Here is a 13,445-nt window from a genome sequence, read left to right as displayed (position 1 = left end):
GGTGCTCCTCAGGCCATTCCGAAGTTGTTGTCCAGCAGGTCGAACAGTTCGTCGGCGCTGGCCGAACCGATCGCGTCGGTGTCCGCCGGGCCGGTGTCGGGCGCCGTGCGCCGGGCCCAGGTCCGTACGAGGTCCTGAAGGCGCGCGCCGAGCTCGTCGGCGCCCTCGGCGCGGGGGTCTGCGGAGGTCAGGGCCGCCTCCAGCGCCCGGAGTTCGGCGAGCGCGGGAACGGCCGGTCCGGGACGGGCGCACAACCCGTCGTACAGGTGGTCGGCGAGGGCGGTGGGGGTGGGATGGTCGAACACCACCGTCGCGGCGATGGGGACGCCGGTGGCCGTGCGCAGCCGGTTGCGGAAGGACACGGCGAGCATCGAGTCGAACCCGACGGCGGAGAACGCCTGGTCGGCCGGGACGGCCTGGCGGCCGGTGTGGCCGAGGACCGCGGCCGCGTGGTCGCACACCAGGTCGAGCAGCAGCCGGCGTCGCGCGGGTTCGTCCAACGGTTCGAGCCGGCGGGCGAGTTCGGCGGCCGCGTCGTCCTCGTCGTCCCGCGTGGCGTCCCCCGGGGCGGAGGCGGCCTCGGGCAGTTCGCTGAGCAGCCGCAGCGCTCGGGGGTCGGGCACGGCGGCCACGAGGCGGTCCCAGCGGACGTCGGCGAGGATCGCGGCGGGTTCGTCGTGGTCCAGCGACTGTTGCAGGGCCGCGAGGACGGTGTTCGCGTCCAGCGGGCTCTCCACCGTGTCGGATCCGGCGGGCGCGGGTTCCAGGCCGCCGAGGGCGAGGGTGACGCAGCGGTTCCCCCCGTCGCGGCGGTCGCGGGTCAGCGCTTCGAGGGCGGCGTACGCGCTGGTGGCGGCGCCCCGCCGGGCGGCCCCCCAGACACCGCTCAGCGGGAACAGCACGGCGAGGGCGACGGAGTCCGGTGCCGGGTGGCCGTCGAGCAGCGCGTCGAGGTCGGCCACCGGGCCGAGGGCGGAACGCAGGGCGCCCTCCAGGTCCTCGGGGGTGAGTTCGGCGAGCGAGGCGCCGGGGTCGTGGGCGCGGGCGAGGTGGACGGCGACGGTCAGGGGCGCCCCGCCGGGCAGGCCGGCCAAGGGGTCCCTGCCATCGGGAACCGTCAACTCGGCTCCCAGTTCGGTGAGTTCGTCACGCAGGGCGGCCACGGCCACCTGATCCGCGCTCCGGTCCCCGGCCAGGACGACCTGGCGGGCGCCGCGCCGGGCCAGCCAGCGGGCGATGTCCGCGCCCAGCACGGCGGTGTCGCCGGTGATCAGGGCGGTGCCTCCGGCCGGCGTCCAGTCGCGGCCCGCCGAGGCGTCGGGGGCCGGGGCGTGGACGAGCCGGCGCGCGTGAGCGCCGGTGGGCCGTACGGCGAGGTGGTCCTCCTCGTGGCCGCCCGCGAGGAAGGCGGCGAGGCGGCGCGCCTCGTCGGGGCCGGGGCTCGGCGGCAGGTCGGCGATGCCGCCCCAGCGGCCCGGCTGTTCCAGGCCGACGACCCGGCCGAGCCCCCACAGCTGGGCCCCGCCCGGACGGGTGAGCCGCTCGTCGGGGTGGACGGCGACCGCGCCGCCGGTCACGCACCACAGCGGGGCGTCGATCCCCAGGGTGTCCAGGGCCTTGAGCAGTTCGAGGGTGGCGGCGGTTCCGGCGAGCACCGGAGTCCCGTCCGCCGCCGCACGCTCGTCCAGGGCCAGCAGGGAGAGCACGCCGGAGACCGGCCGGGTCGCGTCCGCGACGGCGTCGGCGACGTCCTGCGCGGTCCGGGCCGCGTCGCCCGCGTCGACGGTGACGGTACGGGCCCGCGCGCCGCCGAGCCGCAGCGCGTCCTGGCACGCGCCGACGAGCGGGTCGTCGGTGTGCTGCTTCGGTACGACGAGGAGCCAGTCGCCGTCGAGCGGCGCGGCGGGCGGGTCGGCCACCGGCTGCCAGCGGACCCGGTAGCCGAGGGACCGTACGGCGTCCCGGTCGAGCCGGGCGCGACGCCAGCCGGACAGCACCGGCAGCACCTCGCGCAGCGCCGGGGCGAAGCCCTCCGGTGTGGCGTCGGCGTCCGCGCCGAGGGCGGCGGCCAGCCCGGCCGGGTCGCCGCTGTCCACCGCCGCCCAGAAGCGGTCTTGTTCGGCGCCGCCGGCCGCGTCGGCCCCCGGGGCGGTACGGCCCGGGGTGGGCAGCCAGAACCGGGTCCGCTGGAAGGCGTAGGTGGGCAGGGGGACGGGTCGGGCGCCGGGCGCGGCCTCGGCCACGACGTCCGGCCAGGCCACCGTGGCTCCGGTGGTCCATGCCTCGGCGAGCGAGGCGAGGAACCGTGCGGGTTCGCCGTCGTCGCGACGCAGCGTCCCGACGGTAGTGATGGTCCGGCCCGCCCGTTCGGCGGTTCCCTCGACGCCGGCGGTGAGCACGGGGTGCGGGCTCGTCTCGACGAAGAGGTCGAATCCGGCGTCCAGCAGCCGTGCGGTGGCACGCGCGAACTCGACGGGTTCACGCAGGTTCCGGTACCAGTAGTCCGCCGTCAGCAGCGTTCCGTCGAGGGGTTCGCCGGTGACCGTGGAGTACAGCGGTGTCCCGCCCGTGCGGGGCGTCACGTCGGCCAGCGCGGCGAGCAGGTCGTCGCGGACCCGGGCCACCTGGTCCGAGTGGGCCGCGTAGTCGACGGGGATGCGCCGGGCCCGTACGCCGTCCCTCTCGCAGGCCGCGAGGAGGTCCGTGAGCGCGTCCGGCCGGCCGGCCACCACCACCGCGTCGGGGCCGTTCACCGCGGCCACGCAGACACGGTCGCCGTGGGGTGCCAGGAGGGCGCGGGCCCGGTCCTCGGAGACGGCGAGGGACACCATGCCGCCGGCCCCGGCCAGCGCCACGAGGGCCCGGCTGCGCAGGGCGACGACCTTGGCCCCGTCCTCCAGGGACAGCGCCCCCGCCACCACGGCGGCCGCGATCTCCCCCTGACTGTGCCCGACCACCGCCGAAGGCTCCACACCGCAGGACCGCCACAGCGCCGCCAACGACACCATCACGGCCCACAACGCGGGCTGCACCACGTCCACCCGCTCCAACGACGGCGCACCCGGCTCGCCGCGCAGCACACCGGTCAACGACCAGTCCACGTACGGCGACAGCGCCCGCTCGCACTGCGCCACCCGCTCCGCGAAGACCGGAGCAGCATCCAGCAGACCCGACCCCATCCCCGCCCACTGGGAACCCTGGCCGGGAAAGACGAAGACGGTACGGCCGCCGCCGCGGGCCTGTCCCTCGACGGCTGCGGACGCGGCCGACCGGTCCGCGAGGGCGGCCAGCGCGTCCAGCAGTTCACGGCGGCCGGTGCCGACGACGACGGCCCGGTGCGGGAGGGCGGACCTGGTGGTCGCCAACGCGTGGGCGACGTCGGCCGGCCGCAGTTCGGGTCGGTCGGTGAGGTGGGCGTGCAGCCGCGCGGCCTGTTCGCGCAGGGCCGGCTGCGAGCGGGCGGAGAGGAGCCAGGGCAGCGCGGGCGCCGCGTGGGTGTCGGGCCGGTCGCCGGTGTCCTGGGCGGCGGTCGGCGGCTCCGGGACGGCCGGCTCCGGGGGCGCCTCCTCCAGGACCACATGGGCGTTGGTGCCGCTCATGCCGAACGCCGAGACTCCGGCGCGCCGGGGACGGCCGGGGGCCGGCCAGGGGCGGGCCCGGTCGAGGAGCCGGACGGCGCCGCCGGACCAGTCGACCCGGGAGGTGGGGTCGTCGGCGTGCAGGGTCCTGGGCAGCGTCGCGTGCCCCATGGCCAGAACGGTCTTCATCAGTCCCGCGACGCCCGCCGCGGCCTGGGTGTGGCCTAGGTTGGACTTCAACGAGCCCAGCCAGAGCGGCCGGTCCACCGGGCGGCCCTGGCCGTAGGTGGCCAGCAGTGCCTGTGCCTCGACGGGGTCGCCGAGGACGGTGCCGGTGCCGTGCGCCTCGACCATGTCGACGTCGGCGGTGGTCAGGCGGGCGTGGGCGAGCGCCTCGCGGATCACTCGCTGCTGGGCGAGGCCGTTGGGGGCGGTGAGGCCGTTGCTGGCGCCGTCCTGGTTGACCGCCGAACCACGGACCAGGGCGAGCACGGGGTGACCGAGGCGCCGGGCGTCGGACAGCCGCTCGACGAGGATCATGCCGGCGCCCTCGCCCCAGCCGGTGCCGTCGGCGCCGTCGGCGAAGGAGCGGCAGTGGCCGTCGGGCGAGAGACCGCCCTGCTTGCTGAACTCCACGAACACGTCCGGTGCGGCCATCACGGCGGCGCCGCCGACGAGCGCGAAGGAGCAGTCACCGGCCCGCAGCGCCTGACCGGCGAGGTGCAGGGCGACCAGTGAGGAGGAGCAGGCCGTGTCGAGGGTGACGGCCGGGCCCTCGATACCGAGCGTGTAGGCGATCCGGCCGGACGCCACGCTGGTGACGTTGCCGCTCAGCAGATGCCCTTCGACGCCGTCGGAGGATGTGCCCGGCCCGGTGCCGTAGCCCTGGGAGGCCACGCCGACGAAGACGCCGCCCCGGCTGCCGCGGACCGACAGCGGGTCGATCCCGGCGCGTTCGAGGACCTCCCAGGAGGTCTCCAGGAGGAGCCGCTGCTGCGGGTCCATGGCCAGGGCCTCGCGGGGCGAGATCCCGAAGAAGCCGGCGTCGAAGTCGCCCGCCCCGTCGAGGAATCCGCCGCCGGAGCTGTAGAAGGTGCCCGGCCGGTCCGGGTCGGGGTCGTACAGGGAGTCCAGGTCCCAGCCCCGGTCGGTGGGGAAGGCGCCGATGGCGTCCACCTCGTCGGCCACCAGCCGCCACAGGTCCTCCGGGGCGCGCACGCCCGCGGGGAAGCGGCAGGCCATCGCGACCACGGCGAGCGGGTCGTCGGCGGGATCGGTGGCGTGCGGGGCCGGGGGTGCGGTGGTGTCCGGGACGGCGGCGGGCGGTGCGGCGCCCGTGAGGCCCTCACGGATGTGCCGGGCGAGGCCGGTCGCCGTGGGGTGGTCGAAGAGCCCGGTGACCGGCAGGCGGAAGCCGGTGGCGGAGACGAGCCGGTTGCGCAGTTCGACGGCCGTGATGGAGTCGAAGCCGATGTCGCGCAGCGGGCGTTCGGGGTCGACCCGCCTGGCCGACTCATGGCCGAGGATCGCCGCCGCCTCGGTGGTGATCAGTTCGACGAGGAGCCGGTCGCCCTCCGCGTCGGGGAGAGCCGTGAGCCGGTCGCGCCACCCGTCGGCGTGGTCCTCGGGCAGGGCGGCGTCGGCCGCGGGCCCGCCCTCGGAGGGTTCGGCGGCCCCGGCCGCCCCGGCGGTCTCGGGCAGTGCTCCCAGGAGCCTGCTGGGGCGCCCGGAGGTGAAGACGGGGACGAACCGCCGCCAGTCCACATCGGCGACGACGACCTCGGTGCGTCCCGTGTCCAGCGCCTGGCGGAGTGCGGTCAGCGCCGTTTCGGGCCGCAGGCCGACGAGGCCGTGCCGGCGCAGTCCGGCGCCTGCGTCGCCGTCGGCCATGCCGGTGCCCTCCCAGGGGCCCCACGCGACGGAGAGCGCGGTGCGCCCCTGGGCCCTGCGCCGGGCGGCGAGGGCGTCCAGATGCGCGTTGGCGGCGGCGTACGCGGCCTGGCCGCCGCTGCCCCAGGTGCCCGCGATGGAGGAGAACAGCACGAAGGCGTCGAGCGGTTCGTCGGCGAGGAGTGCGTCGAGGTGGTCGGCTCCGGCCGCCTTGGCGGCCAGTTCGGCGTGGAGTTGTGCGGGTGCGCACTGCTCGGTGCGGGTGTCGGAGACGGTGCCCGCGGCGTGGAAGACCGCGCGCGGTGTGTCCCCGGCCGCCCGGAGCCGCCCGACGAGCGCGGCCGTCGCGTCCCGGTCGGCGAGGTCGCAGGCGGCCACGGTGACCCGGGCCCCCGCCTGCTCCAGCTCTGCGACGAGCGCCGCCGCGCCGGGGGCGGCCGTTCCCCGCCGGCCGGCCAGCACGAGGTGCTCGGCCCCTTCCCGGGCCAGCCAGCGGGCGACGTGCCGGCCGATACCGCCCGTGCCGCCGGTGACCAGAACGGTTCCCTGGGGGCGCCAGCCGGTGGGGGCCGCTAGGGCGCCGCCGGGGGTGACATCGTCGCCGGTGGCGGCGGCGTCGCCGGGGATGACACGGCCGCCGGAGGCCGGGAGGCTCTCCGGAGCGGCTACCAGCCGTCGGCCGAGCAGGCCGGACGGGCGGACCGCGATCTGGTCCTCACCGGCGAGCCCGTCCGTCGTACCGTCGCCGTGGCCGGCGTCGACGCCGGCCACGCCCCCCAGGCATGCGCACAGACCGCGCAGGGCTGCGGGGTCGAGCCGCTCGGGCAGGTCGACCAGACCGCCCCAGCGGTCGGGGTGTTCCAGGGCGGCGACCCTGCCGAGTCCCCACACCCGGGCCTGGGCGGGCGACGGCGGCGTGTCCTGGCCCGCCCCGACCGCGCCGGACGTGACGCACCACAGCCGGGCGCGGCTGCCGGTGTCGCCGAGGGCCTGAAGAAGGGTCAGGGTGAGGGCGAGCCCCGCCCCGAGCGGCGCGTGGTCCGGGTGCGGAAGGTCGGTCAGGGCCAGCAGGGAGAGGACACCGGTGGCCCCGGCGGGGAGTTGTCCGGCCAGCTCCGCGCGCCCGGTGCCGGCACCGATCCGGACGACGGTCGTCTCGGCGCCGTGCTCCGTGAGGGCTCGTTCGACGGCCTCGGCCGTCTCCGTGACCGCGGGGTCGTCCGGCACCGCGAGGAGCCACGAACCGGACAACCGGATGCGGGCGGGCAGGGTCAGCGGCTGCCAGGCGACGCGGTAGTGGTGCCGGGCGGCGGCCGCCTCCTGGTCCCGGCGCGCGCGCCAGGCGGACAGCGCGGGCAGTACGTCACCGAGTGGCGCCCGCTCGTCGAGTCCCAGCAGCGAGGCGACCGACGGTGCGTCGGCCGTGCCGACCAGGTCCCAGAAGGCGTCGGAGCCCGTGGGGGCGCCGTCCTCGCCCTTCCGCGCGGCCGGGCGCGGCCAGAACCGCTCGTGCTGGAACGGGTAGGTGGGCAGGTCGACATGCGGGGCGGCGGTGCCCTCGTGCCCCGCGGTCCAGTCGACGGCGACCGCACGGACGTGCAGGCGGGCGAGGGCCGCGACGACCGAGGCCGCCTCCGGCCGGCCCTTGGGCAGCAACGGGATCGCCGTCACGCCGGGCGCCCCGGGCCCGTCCTCCGGCAGACAGGCGGGCACCAGGGCGGAGAGCACGCCGCCCGGCCCGGCCTCCAGGAACGTCGTCGCGCCCTCGGCCACCAGACGCCGTACGCCGTCCATGAACCGCACCGCGCCGCGCACGTGCCGCACCCAGTACTCCGGGGAGCACAACTCGGAGGCGGGGGCGGGCTCACCGGTCAGGTTGGAGATCACGGGGATGCGGGGCTCGGCGTACGTCAGGCCCTCGGCCACCTCGCGGAAGGCGTCGAGCATGCCGTCCATCCGGGCGGAGTGGAACGCGTGGCTCACGGTGAGCCGCCGGGTCCGGCGGCCCTGGCGGCGGAACTCCTCGACCGCGCGCAGCACGGCGTCCTCGTCACCGCTGATCACGGTGGCCGCCGGTCCGTTGACGGCCGCGATGCCGACCGTGCCGTCGGCGGTGTCTTGGAGGAGGCCGAGTTCGCCGAGTGCCCGGAGCACTTCGTCCTCACCGGCCTCGACCGCCATCATGGCGCCGCCGCCGGGCAGTTCGTCCATCAGACGGCCACGAGCGGCGACCAGGGCGCAGGCGTCGGGCAGGTCCAGCACTCCGGCGACGTGTGCGGCGGCGAGTTCGCCGACCGAGTGGCCGATGAGCAGGTCCGGGACGACTCCCCAGTGGTCCAGCAGCCGGAACAGCGCCACCTCCAGCGCGAACAGCGCGGGCTGGGTGTACCGGGTGCGGTCCAGCAGCGGGGCCCGCTCGTCGCCCTCGGCGGCGAACAGGATGTCGCGCAACGGCACGTCGAGGTGGGGGGCGAAGTGGGCGAGTACGTCGTCCAGCGCGTCGGCGAACACCGGCTCGTCGCGGTACAGCGCGGCTCCGGCGGCGACCCGCTGGCTTCCCTGACCGGGGAAGAGCAGCACGGTACGCCCGGGTGCCGCCAGGCCGGTGACCAGATCCGGGTCGGATGTTCCGGCGGCCAGCGCCCCCAGCGCGCGACGCGCGGCCGTCTCGTCGTCCCCGGGCACGGCGGCCCGGTGCTCCAGCGCGGCCCGTCCGCGTACGAGCGCCAGGGCCACGTCGGGCAGCGGCGTGCCGGGGCTCGTGTCGAGGTGGGCGAGCAGTCGGGCCGCCTGGGCGCGCAGCGCGGCGGGCGTCCGGGCGGACAGGAGCAGCGGCAGCGTCCGGGCCGGGGACGGGCGCGTCCGCCCCGCGCCGCCGGTCGCGGTCTCCCCGGCCCTGCCGCCCGCCTCGTCCGTGGCGTCCGCCTCGCCCGTGTCGGGTGCCTGTTCCACGATCACGTGCGCGTTGGTTCCGCTGATGCCGAACGAGGAGACGCCGGCGCGGCGCGGGCGTCCGGTCCGGGGCCACGGGGTGGGCTCGCCGAGGAGCCGTAGGCCCGCCGTGTCCCAGTCGATGTGGGTGCTGGGCTCGTCGGCGTGCAGGGTCCGGGGCAGTTCGCCGTGGCCGATGGCGAGCGCCATCTTGATGACGCCGGCGACGCCGGCGGCGGCCTGGGTGTGGCCGATGTTGGACTTGACCGACCCCAGCCACAGCGGCTCGTCGGCGGTCCGTCCGGCCCCGTACACGGCCTGGAGGGCCTGGGCCTCGATGGGGTCGCCGAGCCGGGTGCCGGTGCCGTGCGCCTCTACTGCGTCGATCTCGGCGGCCGTGACCCGGGCGTCGGCGAGCGCGGCCCGGATGACGCGTTGCTGTGCCGGCCCGCTGGGCGCGGTCAGGCCGTTGCTGGCGCCGTCCTGGTTGACGGCGGTGCCGCTGAGCACCGCGAGCACCCGGTGGCCTTCGCGGCGGGCGTCCGAGAGGCGTTCCAGGAGGAGCATGCCGACGCCCTCGGCCCAGCCCGTGCCGTCGGCGCCGGCGGCGAACGCCTTGCAGCGGCCGTCCGGGGCCAGTCCGCGCTGGCGGCTGAACTCGACGAACAGCTTGGGCGTGGTCATGAGGGTGACACCCCCGGCGAGGGCCTGCGCGCACTCGCCCCGGCGCAGGGCCTGGGCCGCCAGGTGCAGGGTCACCAGCGAGGAGGAGCACGCGGTGTCCACGGTCAGCGCGGGCCCGTCGAGGCCCAGTTCGTACGAGATCCGGCCCGACATCACACTGGCGGTGTTGCCCGTCATGACGTGGCCCTCGGAGACGCCGGGCGCGCCGTGGAGGACGCCGGGGTAGTCCTGGCCGTTGGTGCCGACGAACACGCCGACCGGGCGGCCGCGCAGTGCGGTGGGGTCGATACCGGCGTGTTCGACGGTCTCCCAGCAGGTCTCCAGGAGCAGCCGCTGCTGCGGGTCCATGGCCAGGGCCTCGCGGGGCGAGATCCCGAAGAAGGCGGCGTCGAAGCCGCCGGCGTCGTGGAGGAATCCGCCGCGTCGGCTGTAGGTGGTGCCGGGCCGGTCCGGGTCGGGGTCGTAGAGCCTGTCGGCGTCCCAGCCCCGGTCCGCGGGCCAGTCGGCGATGACGTCCCGTCCTTCGGTGAGCAGTTGCCAGAAGGCGTCCGGGCCGTGGGCGGAGCCGGGGAAGCGGCAGCCGATGCCGATGATCGCGATCGGGTCGTCGTCCACGGCGACCGTCCCCCCGGGGAGGGCCGCGTCGGCCTCCTCGGTCCCTGGGCCCGACGGGGCGAGTTCGGCGAGGAGATGGGCGGCGAGTGCCTGCGGTGTGGGGTGGTCGAAGAGCAGGGTGGTGGGCAGCCGCAGTCCGGTGGCCGTGCCGAGCCGGTTGCGCAGTTCCACGGCGGTGAGGGAGTCGAAGCCGAGTTCGGCGAAGGCCCGGCCCGGGGCGATGTCGGTGGCCGCGCCGTGGCGCAGCACCGTCGCCGCGTGGGTGCGGACGAGGTCGGTGATGTGGCGGGACCGTTCGGCGGCGGGGAGCGCGGCGAGCTGCCCCCGCACCTGCCCGTCCTGCTCGGCGGGTCCGGTCTGCGCCGGGGTCCGCGCGCCGGCGGCCCCGGGCAGGCTGCTCAGCAGTGCCGTGGAGCGCAGTCCGGCGGCCTCGCGGAAGCGCTGCCAGTCCACGTCGGCGACGAGGCAGAGTTCGTCGTGGTCCGCGAGGGCGGTGGTCATGGCCCGGACGGCCGCCCGGGGTTCCATGGGGGTGATGCCGAGGCGGCGGAGGCGTTCGGCGATCCGGTCGTCGACCATGCCGCCGCCGGCCCAGGCGCCCCAGGCGACGGACGTGCCGGGTAGTCCGGCGGCCCGGCGTTCGGCGACCAGGGCGTCGAGCGCGGCGTTGGCGGCGGCGTAGTTTCCCTGGCCGGCGCTGCCGAGGACGCCCATGAAGGAGGAGAACACGACGAAGTCGGCGAGGCCGATGCCGTCGGTGACCTCGTGCAGGGTGCGGGCGGCGGTGACCTTGACGCGCATCAGGGTGGCGAGGCGGGCCGGGTCGAGGGCGTCGAGGGTGCCGTCGTCGAGGACCCCGGCGGCGTGCACGACCGTGGTGAGCGGCTCCTCCTCGGGGATCGCGGCGACGACCGCCGCCAGCTGCGCGCGGTCGGCGACGTCGCAGGCGGCGACGGTCACCCGCGCGCCGAGCGCGGCGAGTTCGGCGCGCAGTTCGTCCGCGCCGGGGGCGTCGGGTCCGCGGCGGCTGAGCAGCAGGAGGTGGGCGGCTCCCCGCTCGGCGAGTTCGCGGGCGACCTGCGCCCCGGTCCCGCCGGTGCCACCGGTGATGAGTACGGTGCCGCTCGGGCTGTGGCGGGCCTCGGCCGGGCGGCCGGGACCGACCGGGAGCAGACGGCGGCCGTACACGCCGGAGGAGCGCACGGCGACCTGGTCCTCGTCGGTGACGGTGGCGAGGACCGCGCCCAGCCGGTCGGCGGCCCGCTCGTCCAGCACGGCGGGCAGGTCGACGAGGCCGCCCCAGGTGTCGGGCCGTTCCAGGGCGACGGTCCGGCCCAGTCCGGCGACCGCGGCCTGCGCACCGGCTCCCGGCCGCTCGCCGCCGCCCACGGCCGCCAGGGCCCGGGTGGCGCACCACAGCGGGGCGTCCGTCCCGGTGTCGCCGAGCGCCTGGACGAGGGCGAGGGTCAGGGACAGCCCGGCGGGCACGTCGGGCTGGGCGGGGTGCGGGCGCGTCTCCTCGGCCAGCAAGGAGAACACGCCGGCCACGGGCTCCGCGCCCGACGCGGCACGCAGGGAGGTCGCGAGGGATTCCCGGTCCTGGTCGGGGGCGGAGACGACGACGGGGACCGGTTCGGCCCCGGCCGCCGTCAGCGCGGCCAGCACATCGGCACCGCTGTCGGTCGCCGGAAGCACGACGAGCCATCGCCCGGACAGCGACGCCCTCGGCGCGAGCGTCAGCGGGCGCCACCCCAGACGGTGACGCCAGCTGTCGGCGCGCCGCCCCCGTATCCGTTCGGAGCGCCACGCGGACAGGGCGGGCACCACCTCGCCGACCGCCCCGGGGTCGACCCCCAGGGTGTCGGCGAGGGCCGCGGAGTCCTGGGCCTCGATCTCCCGCCACAGTCCGTCGTCGGCCGGGGCGGCGGAGTCCGACGCCCGCGGGGCCTCCAGCCAGTAGCGGCGGCGTTGGAACGGGTAGGTGGGCAGGTCCACGAGGCGGGCACCGGTGCCGGCGAGGGCCGGCTTCCAGTCGACGGGGAGCCCGCGTACGAAGGCTTCGCCGAGCGCGTGGTGCAGGCGCCGCAGCCCGCCCTCGTCGCGCCGGAGCGTACCGAGCACGACGGCCTCACAGCCCGCCTCGTGGACGGTCTCCTCGATGCCCATGGTGAGCACGGGGTGCGGGCTGACCTCGATGAACCCCGTGTACCCGGACTCGGCGAGAGTGCGGACGGCCGGTGCGAAGCCGACGGTGGCGCGCAGGTTGCGGTACCAGTAGTCGGCGTCCATCCGAGCGGTGTCCAGCCAGCCGCCCTCCACGGTGGAGTACAGCGGCACGTGGGCGGCGGTCGGCCTCAGTCCGCTCAGGGCCTCCAAGAGCGTCTCTCGTATCTCCTCCACGTGGGCGGAGTGCGAGGCGTAGTCCACGTCGATGCGCCGGGCCCGTACGCCCTGCGCCTCGCAGTGCGCGAGCAAAGCGGCCAGGGCGTCGGGGTCGCCGGAGACCACCCCGGCGGAGGGGGCGTTGACGGCGGCGATCGACAGTCCGGGGCGGTCGGCGATCAGGTCGGCCAGGCGGTCGTGCGCGAGGGCCACGGAGACCATGCCGCCGCGTCCGGCCAGCACACCCAGCGCCCGGCTCCGCAGGGCCACGACCTTGGCCCCGTCCTCCAGGGAGAGCGCGCCCGCCACGACGGCGGCGGCGATCTCACCCTGGCTGTGGCCCACGACCGCGTCCGGCACCACACCGAACGACCGCCACACCTCCGCCAGCGACACCATCACCGCGAAGAGGGCGGGTTGGACCACATCGACCCGGTCCCACGCCTGCCCCGAGCGCACGGCGTCCAGCAACGACCAGTCCACGAACGGCGCCAGAGCCCGCTCGCACTCCTCCATCCGAGCCGCGAACACCCGCGACTCGTCCAGCAACTCCCGTGCCATACCGGCCCACTGCGAACCCTGACCGGGGAAGACGAACACGACCGGCCCGGTGGCGGAGGCCTCGCCCGCCGCCACGTCCGCGCCGGGCGCACCGTCGGCGAGCGCCGCGAGCCCTTCCTCCCATGCCCGCCGGTCCCCGCCGACCACGGCACGGTGGTCGAACAGCGAACGGGACGTCAGCAAGGAGAAGGCGAGGTCGCGGGCGGCGGGCCCGGCGGTGTCCCGAAGCAGGGGCAGCAGGCGACGTGCCTGGTCGCGCAGCGCGTCCGGGGTACGGGCGGAGAGCACCAGCGGCACCGGGGAGGTGTCGGGCTCGGGGGTCGCTTCAGGTTCCGGGGTCGCTTCCGGTTCGGGGGCGGGGGTGGCTTCCGGTTCGGGGGCGGAGGGCGCTTCCTCCAGGACGAGATGGGCGTTGGTACCACTGATCCCGAACGACGACACCCCAGCCCGCCGCGGACGCCCCTCGACCGCCTCCCACTCCCGCTGCTCCGTCAGCAACCGAACCCCACCCGAAGCCCAGTCCACCAACGGCGTCGGCTCATCCACATGCAACGTCTTCGGCAGCGCGCGCTGTTGAAGCGCCATCACCATCTTGATCACACCGGCCACTCCGGCAGCCGCCTGCGCATGCCCGATGTTCGACTTCAACGACCCCAGCCAGAGCGGCCGTTCGGCTGGCCGCTCCCGCCCATACGTCGCAAGCAACGCCTGCGCCTCGATCGGATCACCCAACCGCGTCCCCGTGCCATGCGCCTCCACCACATCCACCTCGGCAGCGGTCACACCCGCCGACGACAACGCCGC

General features: G+C 76.4%; 1 protein-coding gene. It reads right to left on the bottom strand.

Annotated features, from left to right (window positions below; translation table 11 throughout):
- Window positions 1–8: 8 nt before the first annotated feature.
- The coding region (locus M8J73_RS02585) for a type I polyketide synthase (RefSeq protein ID WP_372503880.1) at window positions 9–13,445 on the bottom strand (13,437 nt) is incomplete at its 5' end.

Source organism: Streptomyces neyagawaensis, assembly GCF_023516595.1.
Lineage (GTDB): Bacteria > Actinomycetota > Actinomycetes > Streptomycetales > Streptomycetaceae > Streptomyces > Streptomyces neyagawaensis.
The sequence above is the reverse complement of the archived record's forward strand: the minus strand, read 5'-3'. Positions and strand labels throughout refer to the sequence as shown.